Raw genomic sequence first — 17,714 nt, 5'->3', positions numbered from 1 at the left:
GTTGCCCCCTTAGCTGAGACGGAGTTTGTTTTCGGCGATGGCGTACAGCGGACGCCACAGCAGGCGGTTGAACAGAACGACGAAGATGGACATCACGGCGATGCCGAGCAGGATCTTGGGGTAGTCGCCGGCGGCGGTGGTCTGGGCGATATAGGCGCCCAGGCCGTGGGCGGCCAGTTTGTCGTCGCCCCAGGACACGTATTCGGACACGATGCTGGCGTTCCAGGCTCCGCCCGACGCCGTTATCGCACCGGTGACGTAGTAGGGGAAGATGCCGGGCAGCATCACTTGCCGCCACCATTGCCAGCCGCGGATGCGGAAATTGGCCGCGGCTTCGCGAAAATCGTTGGGGAAGGCGCTGGCGCCGGCCACCACGTTGAACAGGATATACCACTGGGTGCCCAGCACGATCAGCGGCGACAGCCAGATGTCCGGATTGAGCTTGAAGTGGACGATGAAGACCACGAACACCGGGAACAGCAGATTGGCCGGGAAGGCGGCGAGGAACTGGGCCAGCGGCTGGATTTTTTCCGCCAGCGCCGGGCGCAGGCCGATGTGCACGCCCAGCGGCACCCAGATCAGCGAGGCCAGCAGGATCAGCAAGGTGACCCGCAGCAGGGTGATCAGGCCCAGGCCCAGCACGCGCAGCACTTCGGCCGGGCCCACTTCGGTATGGATGAAGGTCAGCAGCTTCCAGCTGGCCAGCAGGCCCAGCGCCGCCACCAGCAGCCACCAGACCACGTCGATGCCGCGCGACACCGGCGTTTGCGCCTCCGAATGCAGGCCTTGCGGCAGGCTGTAGTTGAGGCGCAGCCGGGCGGTTTTGCGCAGCAGTTTGCCAAAGGGTTTGAGCAGCAGCTGGATGGCGCGGGTGCGCTGGATCAGCTTGAGCACCCAGGACTCCGGTGCGGATTGGCTGGAGGTGTCTTCCAGGCGGAATTTGTCGGCCCAAGCCACCATGGGGCGGAACAGGAACTGGTCGTAGACGACGATGACCACGGTCATGGTCAGGATCACCCAGCCCACCGCGGCCAGATCCTTGTGCTGGATGGCCATGGCCAGATAGGAGCCGACGCCGGGCAGGGTGACGGTCTTGTCGCCGACGGTGATGGCTTCCGAGGCCACCACGAAGAACCAGCCGCCGGACATGCTCATCATCATGTTCCAGATCATGCCGGGCATGGAGAACGGCACTTCCAGCTTCCAGAACTTCTGCCACGGCGTCAGCCGCAGATTGACGGAGACTTCCTCCAGATCGCGCGGCACGGTGCGCAGCGATTGGTAGAAGCTGAAGGTCATGTTCCAGGCCTGGCTGGTGAAGATGGCGAAGATGGCGGCGAACTCCGCGCCCAGCACCCGGCCGGGGAAGAGAGCCAGGAAGAAGGTGACGGTGAAGGAGATGTAGCCCAGCACCGGCACCGATTGCAGGATGTCCAGCATGGGCACCAGCAGCAGGCCGGCGCGGCGGCTCTTGGCCGCCAGCGTGCCGTAAATCAGGGTGAAGACCAGTGCGGCGGCCATCGCGGCCAGCATGCGCAGCGTGGTGCGCAATGCGTATTCCGGCAGATTGGCCGGGTCCAGCGTGATGGGAACGGTTTGCAGCGCGGTCAGCGGCGCCCAGGTTTCGCGGATGCCGGTGGTGGCCATCAGCAGGAAGCCGAGCAGGAGCGGAAACGCGATCAGGTCCCAGCGGTTGGGAATCAGCCGCTTGGCCGTGGCGGGCATGAAATGGCGGACAACGGCTGTCATCGGGCCTCTCCGGTTTATCGCCGCCGACGCCGGCGGTGTGTAGTCTGTTTTGTCCGGGCGGAGTTGCGGCGGAAAGCCGGCCCGACGATCTGGGGTTGCGGCGCGACGCGCGGCCGGGATCGGCCCGCCTGCCTTCACAGCATAGGCCAGCATCAGGGACGGCGGGCTGTCGCGGAGGCTGGTTTGTGGCGGGAAAATGCGCGTGGCGTAGGCGCTGGATACTAGCAGAGTTGCGTGGACGGGAATGTTACCGGCGCCGCAGATTTGTTGGGCTTTTGTGACGGATTGTACTGTTTGAAACTGAGTGGCGTTTCGCCACCCGCTCCCGGCGTTCCGAGCGGGCGGCGGCGCCAATGCTTACAAGACGTTGACGGCGGGGCTGCCGGCCGCCACTTCCACGGTTTTGACGCTGGCGGTGGCCGGGCTGGGCGCCGCGCCGCCGTTCAGCGCGCCCACCTTGTGGAAGGCGCAGCTGAGTTTGGCCGGCGTCAGCGTGACCAAGGCGTAACCCTGGGCGTCGCTGTCCACGTATTTGAGCCAGCTGTTGAAGCTTTGCAGGGTGTTGGTGAAGGTGTTGACCACCTGGCCGCTGACCGTGGTGTAGATCAGCGGTTTGGCCTTGGAGAAGGCCGGCACGGTGTCCACCACGTTTTTGAAATAGCTGAACAGCGAGTTGCTGGACACGCCGGCGGTGACCAGGTCCACCATCACCGGTGCGGGGCTGGCGGCGTCGTAGTCGTCCATCACCGGGCCGGCGAAGAAGGCGTGGATGTCGCCGGTGAGCGCCACCACATTGGCGATGCCCTGGGCTTTCAGATAGGCCATCAGCGCTTTGCGTTCGGCGTTGTAGCCGTCCCATTGATCGGCGTTGAGGATGAATTTATCGAAGAACATCGACGGTGGCAGGCTGGCGTCCAGGCCGGGCTTGATGGCGGCGTTGAACACGCCGGCGGAGATCGCGCCGCCGCTGAGGGTGTTCAACAGCGGCTGGGTATTGGTGTAGCTGACCACGGGCGTGGAGCCGCTGGTGTTGGCGGCGGCCAGGTCCAGATAGAGCGCGCCTTGCAGCTGGGCGATCTGCGGCTGGGTCAGAGTCAGGCCCATGCCGGCCAGCTGCGGCGCCAGGCCCTGGGTCAGCAGCGAGGCCACCGCGACGGTGCCGTCAAAGCCCATGCGCAGCAGCGAGACTTCATTGCCCCACAGCTTCCAGGTGGTGGCGGCGGACTTCATCTGAGTCTGCCACCAGGCGCGCTGCGTCTCGCCCAGGATGGAGACATTGAGCAGATTGCCGCCGGTGGAGGCCATCTTGGCGGCCTCCACCTGGGCCAGGGTGTTTTTCTGCACGAAGTAGCGGCTGCCGATTTCGCCGCCGGCCTGGGTCTCCGGGATGATGTGGTCGCTGCGGTACAGGCGCTCGTCGGTCATCACCAGGGTGGCCAGGTCGCCGAAGGTGAAGCTGCGGTAGATCTGGATGTTCTGGAACGAGGGGTTGTTCAAGTCCAGCCGTACGTCGGCCGGCATGTTTTCGAACCAGGCCTGGCTGGCGCTGCGGCGGCGTGCGGTTTGCGGCGAGCTGTCGTCGGTGGCGGTGTATTCCTGGCGGTCCTGCCAGCAGTCGTCGGAAAACTCGTGGTCGTCCCAGATCGCAATCATCGGGAAGCTGGCGTGCAGTTTCTGCAGGCGGGCGTCGTTGCGGTAGGACTTGTACAGCGCGCGATAGTCCGCCAGCGTGGTGGCGTAGCGGGCGCCGTCGGCGCGCAGGGTGCCGTTGGGCAGGCTCAGCGCCGGGTGGCGGGTTTCGTTGCCGCCGCTCTGGAAGCCGGCGCCGACGGTTTCGTAGATGTAGTCGCCCAGGTGGACGATGAAGTCCAGATCCTGATTGGCCAATTCCTCGAAAGCGCCCCAGTGGTTGACGCTCCAGTCCTGACAGGAAATGAAGGCGAACTTGAGCTGGGACAGCGGCGCGCCGGCGGCCGGCGCGGTCTTGGTGCGGCCGGTCATGCTGACCGCCGGGCCGGTGAGGAAGCGGTAGTAGTAGGTGGCGGCGCTGCCAAGGCCGGTGACCTTGTGGCGTATGGTGTAGTCCCAGTCAGGCTGGGCGCTGAGCGCCACGTTCACCAGCAGGGTGGAGAAGTCCGCGCGGTCGGACAATTGCAGCGTGACTTTGACGTTCTGGCCGCCGTCGCCGCCGTCGACACGGGTCCACAACACGATGCTGTCCGGCTTGGGGTCGCCGGAGGCCACGCCCTGGCTAAAGCCGCTGCCGTTGACGCCGATCGCGGCGCCGGAACCCCCGGGCAGGCTGCCCGCGCCCCCGCCGCCGCATGCGCTCAAGCCGCCGGCGGCGACGGAGGCGGTCAAGAAGCCGCTCCACTTCAGAAACTGCCTGCGATCCATCGATGTCTCCCCTCTATTGTCCTGCGTGCTTGTGTCTGAATCGGGCCGTGGGCGGCCCTTGTCGGAAAGGCGCTATTGTTTGAGGGGATTATTAAAGTGGCATGACAGCGGGTGTCAATTTAATTGAGTGTTTGCTCGAATTTGCCCGGAAAACGTGGGTTAAAACCAACACTTGTTTGAGTTTGATCCGCTTCCGCCCGCCAGCGCCGCGCCGGGGCCGCGCGCTTTGGGACGCGGCCGCGCCGCGGCGGGCGGTTTTCGCGCGCGCATCCGGCGGCGGCCGGGCGCGGAGGAAAATAAAGGCCGCGCGCAGCGCCTGCCCCCTTGATACAGCGCAAGCGCGCCCCCATAAAATAAGACTGCTAATGTGCTACACTTTCAGGCATTTTTGCGGACACCTTACCTAAACAGCCCGCTGGTCTCTGGATTCGATTACATGATTTCTTCTTTGCTTAAAAAAGTATTCGGCAGCCGCAATGACCGGCTTCTGAAGCAATTCCACCAGACGGTGGTGCGCATCAATGCTCTGGAAGAGGGCTTGAAAGCGTTGTCCGACGAGGCTTTGGCGGCCAAAACCGATGAGTTCAAGCAACGTCTGGCCAAGGGCGAGACGGTGGACGGCCTGTTGCCGGAAGCCTTCGCGGTGTGCCGCGAAGCCTCGCGCCGGGTACTGGGCATGCGCCATTTCGACGTGCAGCTGATCGGCGGCATGGTGTTGCACTACGGCAAGATCGCCGAGATGCGCACCGGCGAGGGCAAGACCCTGGTGGCCACGCTGCCGTCCTATCTGAACGCGCTGACCGGCGACGGCGTGCACGTCGTCACCGTCAACGACTACCTGGCCAGCCGCGACGCCGGCATCATGGCCAAGCTGTATAACTTCCTCGGCCTTTCCGTGGGCGTCAACCTGTCCCAGATGCCGCACGACGAGAAGCAGAGCGCCTACGCCTGCGACATTACTTACGGCACCAACAACGAATTTGGCTTCGACTATCTGCGCGACAATATGGTGTTCAGCGTGGAAGAGAAGGTGCAGCGTAAGCTGGCCTACGCGGTGATCGACGAGGTGGACTCCATCCTGATCGACGAAGCGCGCACTCCGCTGATCATCTCCGGCCCGGCCGACGATAATATCGACATGTACCAGCGCATGAACGCGGTGCCGCCGATGCTGAAGCGCCAGGAAACCGAAGAGGGCGAGGGCGATTACTGGGTGGACGAGAAAGCCAACTCGGTGATGATGTCCGAAGCGGGCCACGAGCACAGCGAAGAAATCCTGACCCGTCTGGGCCTGCTGAAGGAAGGCGACAGCCTGTATTCCGCCACCAACATCACGCTGATGCACCATCTGATGGCCGCTCTGCGCGCCCACTCGCTGTTCCACAAGGACCAGCACTATGTGGTGCAGGACGGCGAAGTGGTGATCGTGGACGAATTCACCGGCCGCCTGATGTCCGGCCGCCGCTGGTCCGAAGGCCTGCACCAGGCGGTGGAAGCCAAGGAAGGCGTGGAGATCAACCGCGAGAACCAGACGCTGGCCTCGATCACCTTCCAGAACTACTTCCGTCTGTACGGCAAGCTGGCCGGCATGACCGGCACCGCCGACACCGAAGCTTACGAATTCCAGAGCATTTACGGCCTGGAAACCGTGGTGATCCCGACCAACCGGCCCATGGTCCGCAAGGACGCGCAGGACAAGGTCTACCGCTCCGCCAAGGAGAAGTACGACGCCATCCTGGCCGACATCAAGGACTGCCACGAGCGCGGCCAGCCGGTGCTGGTGGGCACCACCAGCATTGAAAACTCCGAACTGATCGCCAATCTGCTGCAAAAGGCCAAGCTGCCGCACAATGTGCTGAACGCCAAGGAACACGCGCGCGAAGCCGACATCGTGGTGCAGGCCGGCAGCCCCGGCGTGATCACCGTGGCCACCAATATGGCCGGCCGCGGCACCGACATCGTGCTGGGCGGCAATCCGGAGCCGGAGATCAAGGGCGTCGAATCCGACGACAGCTTGTCCACCGAGGAGAAGCGCGCGCGCATCGAGAAGATCCGCGCCGATTGGCAAGTGGTGCACGATCAGGTGCTGGCCGCCGGCGGCCTGCACATCGTGGGCACCGAGCGCCATGAATCGCGCCGTATCGACAACCAGCTGCGCGGCCGTTCCGGCCGTCAGGGCGACCCGGGCTCCTCCCGTTTCTACCTGTGCCTGGAAGATCCGCTGCTGCGCATCTTCGCTTCCGACCGCGTCGCCGCGATCATGGACCGCCTGAAAATGCCGGAAGGCGAGGCGATCGAGCACCCGTGGGTGTCCCGCTCCATCGAGAACGCCCAGCGCAAGGTGGAAGGCCGCAACTTCGACATCCGCAAGCAATTGCTGGAATACGACGACGTCGCCAACGACCAGCGCAAGGTGATCTACCAGCAACGCAATGAAATCCTGGTGGAAAGCGATGTGTCCGACGTGGTGGTCAATATGCGCGAAGGCGTGTTGTCCGACCTGGTGGACCTGCACCTGCCGCCGGAATCCATGGAAGAACAGTGGGATCTGCCGGGCCTGGAGAAAACGCTGGAAGCCGAATTCCTGCTGCCGATCAAGGTCAGTGAATGGCTGAAGGCCGAGCCGGCGCTGGACATCGAAAGCATCCGCGAACGCATCATCGAGCAAGCCGCCGAGACCTATCAGGCCAAGGTGGAGCTGGCCGGCGACGGCGTGATGCGCCAGTTCGAGCGCAGCCTGGTGCTGCAGATGCTGGACAATCACTGGCGCGAACATCTGGCGGCGATGGATCACCTGCGCCAGGGCATCCACCTGCGCGGTTACGCGCAGAAGAACCCTAAGCAGGAATACAAGCGCGAAGCCTTCGAGCTGTTCGCCGACATGCTGGAGCGCATCAAGCGCAGCGTGGTCAATGTGCTGATGACGGTGCAGATCCGCAGCCAGGAAGACGTGGACGCAGTGGAGCCGCATCAGGTGGGCGAGTACGAAATGCAGCACGCCGCGCCGGGTTCGGCGCTGGGCGAGGACGAGGACAATCCGCTGTCCCCGGACGCGCTGGCGGCGCAGGGCCTGCGCATCGGCCGCAACGACGCCTGCCCATGCGGCAGCGGCAAGAAGTACAAGCAGTGCCACGGCCGCCTGGAGTGATCCGGTAGCCGCAGGGCCAAAAGCCGACGCGCGAGCGTCGGCTTTTTTCATGCCCGCGCGCTTTGCAAGCGGACGGCGCGGTGTTAGCATCGTCGCGGGTCAACAGTTCACCCAGGCGTCGCCGGTGCCCTCACCACGCTAAACCTGTCTTGGCTAGATTCATCCCGCTTGGCTCGAACCCGTGCCAGGCCGTAACGGCGACCGCGGCAGTCCCTCCCGACCTTGGCACGACGACAGGATTCGAACCATGTCTCGTACGCTTTATCCCTTTTATTGCAGCGACATCTCCGCGCTGGCGCGTTCGCTCAAACAGCAATGGGCGCAGGAAAGCGCCCCGCCCAGCCATGTGCACATCCTCAATATGCTGGCGCGTTCCGCCGGCTTCCAGAACTTCCAGCACTGGCGGGCGGAATGCGAACGTCCGGCGCCGCCGGTCGGCCTGTCCGCGGCGACGACGCGGCTGTTGCGTCATTACGACGCCGAGGGGCGCTTGACGCGCTGGCCTAAGAAATTCAGCGAACAGCGCGTCTGCCTGTGGGTCTTGTGGGCCAGCCTGCCGGGCGGGGAGCAGTGGTCCGAGCCGGAGGCGAACGCCTTGATCCGCGCCGAAGAAGCCTTTGGCGACCATGTGTTGCTGCGGCGCGAGCTGGTGGAGCAGGGTTTGTTGGGGCGGACGCCGGATTGCCGGCGTTATTGGCATGTGGCGCAGGCCTTGCCGGCGGAGGCCGAGGCCTTGGCGGCGGAAGTGAGCCGGCGTAGAGCCGGCCGCTGAGGAGGCTTGGGCGGCGGCCGGCGTCAATGGCCGTCGCCGAGCGGTTTACAACTGGGCTTTGATCGCCGCTTCCAGTTTTTTCTCGTCCAAGAGGCCGGTGAGCTTGGCGGCGATCTTGCCCTTGCGGTCCAGGATCAGGGTGTAAGGCAGGCCGCCGGTGGCGTTGCCTAGGCTGCGCATCAGGTTCAGCGTGTCGCTGTCGCCCAGCAGGATGGGATAGCTTATCTTCAGCTGGCCGACGAAGGCGCTGACTTCTTCCTTATTGTCCAGCGCCACGCCCACCACTTCCACGCCCTTGGGCGCCAGCTTGGCGCGCAGGCGGTTCAGCATAGGCATTTCCTCGCGGCAAGGCCCGCACCAGGTGGCCCAGAAATTCAGCACCGTGACCTTGCCCTTATAGGCGGCGATGGTGGCGTCGCCGCCTTGCAGCTTGGTGAAATGGGTTTGTTCCAGCGTGGGCGCGGCCATGGCGGAGAGCGGTAGCAGCGCGATCAGCGCGGGGGCGAGCAGTCGTTTCAGCATCTTGTTGAGCTTCCGGTAGGTGTTTGAAGTGTATTGGATATCCGACAAGGTCAAAGTTCTCGACGTGAACCAAACAAATGTTTCATGTTAAAATGGTCGATTGACCTTTTTGCGGAGTGGGCATGTCTATCCTCGTCTGCGGGGCCCTCGCATACGATACCCTGTTCTCGTTTCATGGCCGTTTTGACAGCCAGATCCTGCCGGATCAGCTGCACAAAATTTCCACGACCTTCCTGGCCCCGACCATGCGCCGCGAATTCGGCGGCATGGCCGGCAATATCGCCTACAGCCTGTGTCTGTTGGGCGAAACCCCCATCGTCATGGGCGTGGTGGGTGAGGATTTCGAGCCGTATCGCCAACATCTGAAACGCGCCGGCGTGGACGACCGCTTCATTCGCTTGATCCGCAAGCAGTATACCTCGCAGTGCTTCGGCATCGCCGACAAGGATGGCAATCAATTGATGGCCTTCCATCCCGGCGCCATGGATTTTGCCACCGAAAACCACATATCGGATATTCCGGGGCCGATCGAGCTGGCGATTCTGTCGCCCGGCGGCTACAGCGCCTTCCTGCAGCATTCCAAGGAATTGGCCGCGGCCGGCATTCCCTTCATCTTCGATCCGGGCCAGGAGCTGCCGCTACTGTCGCGCGACGAGATCCACGAGATCGTCGAACTGGCCAGCTATGTGGCCATCAACGACTACGAGAGCGAGCTGATGCGCGAACGTGCCGGCCTGTCGGTGGAGGACTTGCGCAAAAAGGTGGAGGCGCTGATCGTCACCCGCGGCTCCAAGGGCGCGGAGATTTACGTCGGCGACACCGTGCACCTGATCCCGCGCGTGCAAATGCCGATCAAGCCGGTGGACCCGATGGGCTGCGGCGACGCTTTCCGCGCCGGCCTGCTCTACGGCATCAGCCGCGGCCTGGACTGGAAGATCACCGGCCGTCTGGCCAATGTGATCGGCGCGATCAAGGTCACCACGCCGGGCTGCCAGAATCACTTCTTCGACTGGGACTCGCTGAAGGACTTGTATCAGCAGGCTTACGGCGAACCCTGGCCGTTGTGACGATGCGGCCCGCGGGCCAAACCGACAAGGACGCGCAAGCGTCCTGACGGTCCCAACACAACAAGTCTTGAATTCATCCCGCGCCACCCCCACCATTAGCGAATTCAATTCGAAAACCCAAGGGGATTCCATGCCGCCCGTTCCGCATCTGGCAACCGCACTGACCGGCCCGCTTTACGAACTGGAAAGCCGCATCCTGACTGCCCAGCCTCAGATCGAACACTGGTTCCGCAGTCAGTGGCATAACCACGCGGCGCCGTTCTACGGCTCGGTGGACCTGCGCAACAGCGGTTTCAAGCTGGCGCCGGTGGACATGAACCTGTTTCCCGGCGGCCACAACAACCTGAACCGCGACTTTCTGCCGCTGGCGGTCCACGCCGCGCAAAGCGCGGTGGAAAAAGTGTGTCCGGAAGCGCGCAGCGTGCTGCTGATACCGGAAAACCACACCCGCAACACCTTCTACCTGCAGAACATCGCCGCGCTGGTGCATATTTTCGAGCAGGCCGGCCTCAAGGTGCGCCTGGGCTCGCTGAACCCGGAAATCACCGAGCCGACCGAGCTGCAATCGGCCAACGGCGACATCGTGCGCTTGGAGCCCATCGAACGCCGCGGCAACCGCCTGGTGCTGGCGGACGGCTTCAACCCCTGCGTGGTCCTGCTCAACAACGATTTGTCCGGCGGCATTCCCGACCTGCTCAAAGGCCTGGAGCAGAATCTGCTGCCGCCGCTGCACGCCGGCTGGGCGGTGCGCCGCAAGAGCAACCACTTCGCCGCCTACGACAAGGTGTGCGAGGACTTCGCGCGTTTGATCTCCATCGATCCCTGGACCATCAATCCCTATTTCGCCAGCTGTAGCGGCCTGGATTTCCACGCCCGTACCGGCGAGGAGCAATTGGCGGACGAGGTGTCGCGGATGCTGGACAAGATTCGCGTCAAATACCGCGAATACGGCATAGACAACGATCCCTTCGTCATCGTCAAGGCGGACGCCGGCACCTACGGCATGGGCGTGATGAGCGTGAAGAGCCCGGACGAGGTGCTGGGTCTCAACCGCAAGGCGCGCAACAAGATGTCGGTGGTCAAGGAAGGCCTGGAGGTGTCCGAGGTCATCGTGCAAGAGGGCGTGTACACCTTCGAAACGGTGGAGGATGCGGTGGCCGAGCCGGTGGTCTACATGATGGACCGCTACGTGACCGGCGGTTTCTACCGCGTGCACACCGGCCGCGGCATCGATGAAAACCTGAACGCGCCGGGCATGCACTTCGTGCCGCTGTCGTTCGAAACCGCCTGCCTGCCGGACAAGCAGGGCACGCCGGACTGCGCGCCCAACCGTTTCTACGCCTACGGCGTGATTTCGCGGCTGGCGCTGCTGGCCGCCTCGCTGGAGCTGGAAGCCACCGATCCGGACGCGGACGAATGAAAGCCTGGCTGAGCCTGGCGTTGTTGGCGGCGACGGCCTCGGCGGCCGCCGACGAAGCCTTGACGCCGCAGGCGTTGGAGGAACTGGTGCAGTGCGCGTCGTTCGAGCGCTACCAGGCCTTGCAGCCGGCCTTGCTGGACGTGGTGTTCGACAAGGGGCCGGACTGGATACGCAAGAACGAGCAGGCCAGCACGCTGGGCGTTTACGCCTATGATCTGAAACGGCCGATCCGGGTGTTCGGCGCGGAGACGACGCGGCTGGCGTTGCACAAGGAGTTCGTGTCGGTGCCGCTGCCGTCCGCTTGGACAATGGCCGAAGCCGCGTCCCGGCTGCGGCTCAAACGCGCGCCGATCCGGGCGATGGAGCAGTATTACCGCTTCGTCGGCGCGGAAGGGCCGATGCTGTCCGTCTACGAGATGTCCGCCAATCCCTTGGCGGCGCTGCTGGGCGCGCCGCAGCAGGGCGAAGCGCTGCGCTACCTCGGCTGCTCCTATAATGGGGCCGACGAGCCCACTTTCCTTTCCGTCGCCGCACAGGCCGACGAGATGATGCAAACGGCGCGCAGCGGCATGGAACGCATGCTGCGCGACGCCGCCAAGCCAAGCGAGGACCGATAATCATGCGCATCCTGTTCATTGCCGATCCGCTGGATCACTTCAAGCTTTACAAGGACACCACCTTCGCGATGATGCAGGAGGCCGCCGCGCGCGGCCATGCCCTGAGCTTCGCCCAGGCCCATCAATTGTCGGTGGAGGGCGGCCGCGTGCTGGTGGATGCGCGCGATCTGAGCCTGACCGGCCAGTACGAGGGCGAGCATCCGGCCTGGTTCAAGCTGGGCGAAGTGCATCGCCAGCCCTTGCAGTCCTTCAGCGCCACCGTGATGCGCAAGGATCCGCCCTTCGACATGGAATACCTGTACGCCTCTCAGCTGTTTACGCTGGCGGAGGCGCAGGGGGCCAAGGTGTTCACCAGCGGCCAGGCGCTGCGCGATTTCAACGAGAAGCTGGCCATTTTGCAGTTCCCGGAGCTGACCGCGCCCACGCTGATCACCGGCGAGGCGCACCGCCTGCGCGCCTTTATCAACCAGCATCAGGACGTGATCCTGAAGCCGCTGGACAGCATGGGCGGCGACAGCATTTTCCGGCTGCGCCCGGACGACGCCAACCTGTCTGTGATCATTGAAACCATCACGCTGCGCGGCAAGCGCACGGTGATGGCGCAGCGCTACATTCCGGAGATCCGCGACGGCGACAAGCGCATTCTGGTGATAGACGGCGAGCCGGTGGAGTGGTGCCTGGCGCGCATTCCGGCGGCGGGGGAGACCCGGGGCAATCTGGCCGCCGGCGGTCGCGGCGAGGCGCGGCCGCTGACCGAGCGCGATCGCGAAATCGCCAGGACGGTGGGACCGGAGCTGAAAAAGCGCGGCATCCTGCTGGCCGGGCTGGACGTGATCGGCAACTATCTGACCGAGGTTAACGTCACCAGTCCCACCTGCTTCCGCGAAATCATGGACCAGACCGAGATCAAGGTCGCCGGCCTGTACATCGACGCCTTGGAGCGGCGTTGCCAGCCGCACTGACACGGTTTGCGACGACTTTATAAACACGGCCGGCGGCAACGTCGGCCGTTTTGATTTTTATTGTCGTCATCTTGAGCTGGCATGCTGGAGCGCCGGCCGCCATTCGATGCCGTTTCCGACGACCCAACCGCATGGATCTAGCAATGAAAGAAAGCCCGTTCAAAGGCAAAACCGGGATCACCCGCCTGATCAACGCCTTCGGCTACTCGCTGGACGGCCTCAAGGCGGCGTTCCGGCATGAGGACGCCTTCCGCCAGCTGGTGCTGCTGGCGGTGGTGCTGATCCCGCTGGCCTTCGTCATCCATGCCCAGCCGCTGGAGCGCGCCTTGCTGGTGGCCAGCTCGCTGGCGACGCTAATCATCGAATTGCTGAACTCCGCGATCGAGGCTGCGGTGGACCACACCTCGCTGGAGCGGCATCCGCTGGCCAAGCGCGCCAAGGACATGGGCAGCGCCGCTCAATTGCTGGGCCTGATCAATCTGACCGTGGTGTGGTGCCTGGTGTTGTTTGCCTGAAGCGGGTAAGGTGACGGCTGCCTGAACCAAGAGGGAGCCGTCCGATGATGTCGCCAGTGGAATCCGGAGTCGAGGAGTGGGTGTTGAACATCGTGCTCTGGCTCAAGTTGGGCGTGGAAGCGCTGGGCGCGCTGGTGATAGGCGTCGGCATCCTGGCCCTGGGCGTCCGCTATGTTCGCCGCTGCCTCAGCGCCAACCATGACGATTACAACCAGGTGCGGCTCAGCTTCGCCCGCTTCCTGGCGCTGGCGCTGGAGTTGCAATTGGCGGCCGACATCCTGTCCACAGCGGTGGCGCCCAGTTGGGACCAGATCGGCAAGTTGGGCGCCATCGCGGTGCTGCGCACCGCGCTCAATTACTTTTTGGGCAGGGAAATTCGCGAAGCCGAGGCGGCGCGTCAGTCTAGTGATCTCCCTATCCACTGAGTCAATCCCGGTTTGGTGGCGCCTGCTGCGTGCCTGGCGCTTCTGCTTCTCCCTAATGCCTTTCCTGATCGTTTGGTCAGTTTGATCTAAGCGCAGTCAATTCTTGCTGGTGATATGTGGCGTAAGGTATATGCTTATGCCATACAAGAGCGAGGTCAAGGATGCCGCGGCTGGCTGGCGTGGTGAATCTACTTTTCCCGCGTGCCATGCCTGTTATCGGGTGAGTGTTTTCTCTTAAATCCGTGTGAATAGGAGTTTAACTCATGAACGATAAAGTAAACGAGGCAATAGTTTCTCCCGCCAAAATTGTTGATATGGATACGCTGTGGCAGACGGCGATCCACTATCGCCTGACTGGAATCAATGATATTCAGGCGATGGAGAATATCTATGAGGCACTGCCTGCAAGTTTGGGGTTTCAGGAAATTGCAAACGTCTTCAGCGGTGTTTACTGTGACACCTATTGGGAAACTGATCGTGAGAAACCGCTAATTCTTGCTCAGCATATGACCCAGGCTTTGGCTATTCCCCTGACTTCATCCACGCAATACGCAAATAAAGCGATGCAACAGTGGCGAGGTGTTTTGTGCCGTAAGAACTTTGGCGATAATGGTGTGATTCCAACTATCGGAGCTTATACCGACTCCCCAGATATTGTTTGCAACCAAGATGTGGAGTTGTCGCCGGCAATGTTGATTGATAATTGGAATTCTGAATTCTGGAAAGTGCCCAAGGTTGGGAAAAACTATATTTATACTCGCTGTCAGAATAAGTCGTTTTTCGGCAAGATTAATGATGCCAAGGTAAGAATGTACTACGTCAATGGGGGATTCAACCAGCCGCCGTCTTCTTGGATGCAGTGCTATACGGTGAATGGCAAGAACAAGGATGGTAAGGTTTTGAATCGGGAGGGCAAGAATGCGCTCCTGACTGTGGGCGAGCGCGCAGTCTCTGAAGCCTTCATGCTGGATTTGAAATCTCAGCAGCATGTTTGCCTGATAGCCACCGTTGCCTATCCCTTCTTCACTGAAAATAATCCCTTGCAATTTTCCGAGGGTAACTGGAATTCCGTGCAATGGATTCTTTATAACGGCGCCGGGGCATGGCGTAATGTGACACCTGTATCCAAGAGCGGGGGAGAGGAATCCCTGACGTTCCATAACCAGGATTCCACGCCTGAGCAGTTCAGCTTCAGCATGAGGTGTCGCCGGGTGCCGGAAGGCTCCACCTTGCGGATGTATTCCGACGACCCCGCCGCCGCTTTCGACACCCGGCGCGTGAAAGTACTGAGAAGCAGCCAGGAGCTCAATATTGCGGTTCAACTGCCGCCGCACTACGCCGGTCACATCAAGGTGCAGCTGGAGGGGCCGGACGGCAAGCCTTTGCCCAGCAGCGCTGCGGTGCAGATTTGCATGCATTGGTGCGTGCCGCATTCGAGTCCCCATTATCTGCGGGCGGCGGCGATGTTGGGGGCCTTGGAGGCGGTGCCGACCTTGCAGAGCCTGCAGTTGCCGGTGGGATACTTCACGTTTGTCGGCGCAGGAGACTAGACTCGCGCAATAAACAACAGCCCTGCACGGAAAACCGTGCAGGGCTGTTGTCGCAAGCGCGGGCCGTGTTAGCCCGGCTCGGCTTCCTTGCCTTCCGGCGGCGCGATCACCTCGCTATAGCCGCATTCCTTCTGCGGGCAGACTTTCTCGGTGCCGCGGCGCTTGGTGGTCTTGATGGTCAGGATCGGCCAATTGCACTTCGGGCACGGTTCGGCCACCGGCGGGTTCCAGGTGGCGTACTTGCACTTGGGATAGGTGTTGCAGCTGTAGAACAGCTTGCCGTAGCGGCTCTTGCGCTCGATCAGCTGGCCGGCCTTGCATTCCGGGCATTCCACGCCGGTTTCGCGCGGCTTTTCCAGCGGCTCGATGTGCTTGCACTTCGGGTAGTTGGCGCAGCCGATAAACTTGCCGTAGCGGCCCTTCTTGATGTGCAGCTCGCCGCCGCACTCCGGGCAGCTGCGGCCTTCGATCACCGTCGGCGCTTCCGCCTCTTCCGCAGCTTGTTCGGCGGTTTCGCCCATATTGCGGGTGTAATCGCAGTCCGGATAACCGGTGCAGGCGATGAAGCGGCCGCGCTTGCCGAACTTGATGGACAAGGGCTTGCTGCATTTTGGACAGGCTTCGTCCAGGCTCTCGGTGGTGACCTCGGCGCGGGAGATGCTTTCCTTCTCCGCGATTTGCTTGGAGAAGTTCTTCCAGAAGCTGTCCATCACCGGCACCCATTCGCGCTGGCCGTTGGCCACTTCATCCAGCTGGTTTTCCAGCTTGGCGGTGAAGTTGTAGTCCACGTATTGCGCGAAGTGCTCGGTCAGGAATTTGTTGACGATGTCGCCGGTGTCGGTGGGCAGGAAGCGCTTCTTGTCCAGCACCACGTATTCGCGGTCTTTCAGCGTGGAGATGATGCTGGCGTAAGTGGACGGCCGGCCGATGCCGAATTCTTCCAGGGCCTTCACCAGCGAGGCTTCCGAATAACGCGGCGGCGGCTGGGTGAAGTGCTGGGTGCCGTAGAGCTTGTCCACCGGCAGGGTCTCGCCCTCGTCCAGCAGCGGCAGCTTGGCGTTGTCCTCGTCCTCGGCGTCGTCCACGTCTTCTTCATACACGGCGAGGAAGCCGGCGAAGGTCTGCACCTGGCCGGTGGCGCGGAAAACGCCTTCGCCGACGGCGATGTCTATGCTGGTGGTGTCGAACTTGGCCGGCGCCATCTGGCAAGCCAGCGTCCGCTTCCAGACCATGTCGTAGAGCTTGAACTGATCCGAGGTCAGGAAGGGCTTGACCATGTCCGGGGTGCGCAGGATGGACGTGGGGCGGATCGCCTCGTGCGCTTCCTGGGCGTTCTTGGACTTGTTCTTGTAGGCCACCGGGTTCTTGGGCAGGTAGTCGCCGTCGAATTTCAGGCCGATATAGCCGCGGATTTCCTCCACCGCCTCGCCCGCCAGCGCCACCGAGTCGGTACGCATATAGGTGATCAGACCGACGGTGCCCTGGCCGATGTCTATGCCCTCGTACAGCTGCTGCGCGGTGCGCATGGTGCGGTCGGTGGTCATGCCCAGCTTGCGCACGGCTTCCTGCTGCAGCGTGGAGGTGGTGAACGGGGCGGCGGGGCTGCGAGATTTCTTTTTCTTCTCGATGCTGCTGACCACCGCCGGGTGGCCTTCCAGCCGCGCCAGTATGCTGGCTTGCTCGGCCTCGTTGGGGATGTCGAACTGTTCCAGCTTCTTGCCGGCCATCGAGGTCAGCTTGGCGCCGAACTTGGTGCGGCCCTTGTGGCTGTCCAGATGCACAGACCAGTATTCCTGCTCGACGAAGGCGCGGATTTCGTTCTCGCGCTCGCAGATCAGCCGCAGCGCGGGGCTTTGAACCCGGCCGGCGGACAGGCCGCGGCGGATCTTCTTCCACAGCAGCGGAGACAGGTTGAAGCCCACCAGATAGTCCAGCGCGCGGCGGGTCTGCTGTGCGTCCACCAGGTTCTGCGCGATTTCGCGCGGGTTCTGGATCGCTTCCAGCACCGCGTTCTTGGTGATCTCGTGGAAGACCACGCGCTGGGCGGTCTTGTTCTTCAGCAGCTTCTTGCCGTTGAGGATCTGCACCAGATGCCAGGAAATGGCCTCGCCTTCGCGGTCCGGGTCAGTCGCCAGATAGATGTGTTCGGCGTCGCCCACCGCTTTGACGATGGCGTCGACGTGTTTGCTGTTGCGCGCGATCAGCTGGTATTTCATCGCGAACCCTTTTTCAGGGTCCACTGCGCCGTTCTTGGGCACCAGATCGCGCACATGGCCGTAGGAGGCCAGGACTTCAAAGTCAGGGCCTAGATATTTCTTCAGCGTTTTCGCCTTGGAAGGCGATTCGACGATCAAGAGACTGGTGGGCATATTATCTTTTCTATGTGCAATCGCCGGCATGCCGGCCGATCCGTCCGGACCGGGCGTTTCTGCCGCGCGGCAGAAGGGCGCCAGGCCCGTGCGTGGGCTGCTGCGTTCCCGTCGACAAGGAGGATGAAGGCTTCACCCTGAAAATTTCGCGTCGACAGAAAATATATTCGTCAAATAAAACAAGAGCGCAAGAGCGCTCTT

The 17,714-nt window shown here is 62.5% G+C and carries 13 protein-coding genes; 9 read left to right on the top strand and 4 right to left on the bottom strand.

Annotated features, from left to right (window positions below):
• Nucleotides 1–9: 9 nt before the first annotated feature.
• Both NK214_RS00305 and NK214_RS00300 read right to left on the bottom strand, forming a co-directional pair.
• Entirely contained in the window at nucleotides 10–1,749 is a 1,740-nt protein-coding gene (locus tag NK214_RS00305) for an ABC transporter permease subunit (RefSeq protein WP_253313500.1), read from the bottom strand.
• 357 nt (nucleotides 1,750–2,106) lie between these two features.
• Nucleotides 2,107–4,146: an alkaline phosphatase gene (locus NK214_RS00300; protein ID WP_253313499.1), complete on the bottom strand. Its 2,040-nt coding sequence runs from the start codon at nucleotides 4,144–4,146 to the stop codon at nucleotides 2,107–2,109.
• A gap of 436 nt (nucleotides 4,147–4,582) precedes the next feature.
• Between NK214_RS00300 and secA the strand changes: the two genes are divergently transcribed.
• Entirely contained in the window at nucleotides 4,583–7,294 is a 2,712-nt protein-coding gene (gene secA, locus NK214_RS00295) for a preprotein translocase subunit SecA (protein WP_107797858.1), read from the top strand.
• A 247-nt stretch (nucleotides 7,295–7,541) separates the two neighbouring features.
• Nucleotides 7,542–8,066, top strand: coding sequence for a DUF2087 domain-containing protein (locus tag NK214_RS00290; protein ID WP_253313498.1), 525 nt, complete (start codon nucleotides 7,542–7,544; stop codon nucleotides 8,064–8,066).
• A gap of 45 nt (nucleotides 8,067–8,111) precedes the next feature.
• Here the strand turns inward: NK214_RS00290 and NK214_RS00285 are convergent, their stop codons facing one another.
• On the bottom strand, nucleotides 8,112–8,588 hold the full coding sequence (locus NK214_RS00285) for a TlpA disulfide reductase family protein (protein ID WP_107801581.1): 477 nt from the start codon (nucleotides 8,586–8,588) through the stop codon (nucleotides 8,112–8,114).
• A gap of 122 nt (nucleotides 8,589–8,710) precedes the next feature.
• Between NK214_RS00285 and NK214_RS00280 the strand changes: the two genes are divergently transcribed.
• The 7 genes from NK214_RS00280 to NK214_RS00250 all read left to right on the top strand — a co-directional run bounded on the left by NK214_RS00280 (nucleotide 8,711) and on the right by NK214_RS00250 (nucleotide 15,144).
• The gene (locus tag NK214_RS00280) at nucleotides 8,711–9,655 is read left to right on the top strand and encodes a carbohydrate kinase family protein (protein ID WP_107797860.1); all 945 of its coding nucleotides are present in this window, start codon (nucleotides 8,711–8,713) and stop codon (nucleotides 9,653–9,655) included.
• A 130-nt stretch (nucleotides 9,656–9,785) separates the two neighbouring features.
• Nucleotides 9,786–11,075 (top strand): glutamate--cysteine ligase, encoded by a 1,290-nt coding sequence (gene gshA / locus NK214_RS00275; RefSeq protein WP_107797861.1) that lies wholly within the window; start codon nucleotides 9,786–9,788, stop codon nucleotides 11,073–11,075.
• Nucleotides 11,072–11,692 (top strand): hypothetical protein, encoded by a 621-nt coding sequence (locus NK214_RS00270; RefSeq protein WP_253313497.1) that lies wholly within the window; start codon nucleotides 11,072–11,074, stop codon nucleotides 11,690–11,692. Before gshA ends, NK214_RS00270 begins: the two co-directional genes overlap by 4 nt.
• A gap of 2 nt (nucleotides 11,693–11,694) precedes the next feature.
• Complete coding sequence (gshB, locus tag NK214_RS00265) at nucleotides 11,695–12,654, top strand: glutathione synthase (protein WP_107797863.1); 960 nt, start codon at nucleotides 11,695–11,697, stop codon at nucleotides 12,652–12,654.
• A gap of 143 nt (nucleotides 12,655–12,797) precedes the next feature.
• Complete coding sequence (locus NK214_RS00260; RefSeq protein ID WP_253313496.1) at nucleotides 12,798–13,169, top strand: diacylglycerol kinase; 372 nt, start codon at nucleotides 12,798–12,800, stop codon at nucleotides 13,167–13,169.
• Between the two features lie 44 nt (nucleotides 13,170–13,213).
• The gene (locus NK214_RS00255) at nucleotides 13,214–13,594 is read left to right on the top strand and encodes a DUF1622 domain-containing protein (protein ID WP_235084904.1); all 381 of its coding nucleotides are present in this window, start codon (nucleotides 13,214–13,216) and stop codon (nucleotides 13,592–13,594) included.
• 263 nt (nucleotides 13,595–13,857) lie between these two features.
• Nucleotides 13,858–15,144 carry a hypothetical protein gene (locus NK214_RS00250; protein WP_235084902.1) on the top strand — a complete coding sequence of 429 codons (1,287 nt, stop codon included), beginning with the start codon at nucleotides 13,858–13,860 and terminating at the stop codon, nucleotides 15,142–15,144.
• Between the two features lie 68 nt (nucleotides 15,145–15,212).
• Here the strand turns inward: NK214_RS00250 and topA are convergent, their stop codons facing one another.
• Nucleotides 15,213–17,513, bottom strand: coding sequence for a type I DNA topoisomerase (topA, locus tag NK214_RS00245; RefSeq protein WP_253313495.1), 2,301 nt, complete (start codon nucleotides 17,511–17,513; stop codon nucleotides 15,213–15,215).
• Between the last annotated feature and the right edge of the window lie 201 nt (nucleotides 17,514–17,714).

Origin of the sequence: Chromobacterium sp. S0633, from assembly GCF_024158805.1 — a bacterium.
In the GTDB taxonomy this organism is placed as follows: Bacteria; Pseudomonadota; Gammaproteobacteria; order Burkholderiales; family Chromobacteriaceae; genus Chromobacterium.
Note: the sequence above shows the minus strand (reverse complement) of the source record. Positions and strands in the feature narration are given on the sequence as shown.

Excerpts from the sequence above, each read along its gene's own strand:
- NK214_RS00305 (WP_253313500.1), bottom strand. The coding sequence starts at position 1,749 with ATGACAGCCGTTGTCCGCCATTTCATGCCCGCCACGGCCAAGCGGCTG.
- NK214_RS00300 (WP_253313499.1), bottom strand. The coding sequence starts at position 4,146 with ATGGATCGCAGGCAGTTTCTGAAGTGGAGCGGCTTCTTGACCGCCTCC.
- secA (WP_107797858.1), top strand. The coding sequence starts at position 4,583 with ATGATTTCTTCTTTGCTTAAAAAAGTATTCGGCAGCCGCAATGACCGG.
- NK214_RS00290 (WP_253313498.1), top strand. The coding sequence starts at position 7,542 with ATGTCTCGTACGCTTTATCCCTTTTATTGCAGCGACATCTCCGCGCTG.
- NK214_RS00285 (WP_107801581.1), bottom strand. The coding sequence starts at position 8,588 with ATGCTGAAACGACTGCTCGCCCCCGCGCTGATCGCGCTGCTACCGCTC.
- NK214_RS00280 (WP_107797860.1), top strand. The coding sequence starts at position 8,711 with ATGTCTATCCTCGTCTGCGGGGCCCTCGCATACGATACCCTGTTCTCG.
- gshA (WP_107797861.1), top strand. The coding sequence starts at position 9,786 with ATGCCGCCCGTTCCGCATCTGGCAACCGCACTGACCGGCCCGCTTTAC.
- NK214_RS00270 (WP_253313497.1), top strand. The coding sequence starts at position 11,072 with ATGAAAGCCTGGCTGAGCCTGGCGTTGTTGGCGGCGACGGCCTCGGCG.
- gshB (WP_107797863.1), top strand. The coding sequence starts at position 11,695 with ATGCGCATCCTGTTCATTGCCGATCCGCTGGATCACTTCAAGCTTTAC.
- NK214_RS00260 (WP_253313496.1), top strand. The coding sequence starts at position 12,798 with ATGAAAGAAAGCCCGTTCAAAGGCAAAACCGGGATCACCCGCCTGATC.
- NK214_RS00255 (WP_235084904.1), top strand. The coding sequence starts at position 13,214 with ATGATGTCGCCAGTGGAATCCGGAGTCGAGGAGTGGGTGTTGAACATC.
- NK214_RS00250 (WP_235084902.1), top strand. The coding sequence starts at position 13,858 with ATGAACGATAAAGTAAACGAGGCAATAGTTTCTCCCGCCAAAATTGTT.
- topA (WP_253313495.1), bottom strand. The coding sequence starts at position 17,513 with ATGCCCACCAGTCTCTTGATCGTCGAATCGCCTTCCAAGGCGAAAACG.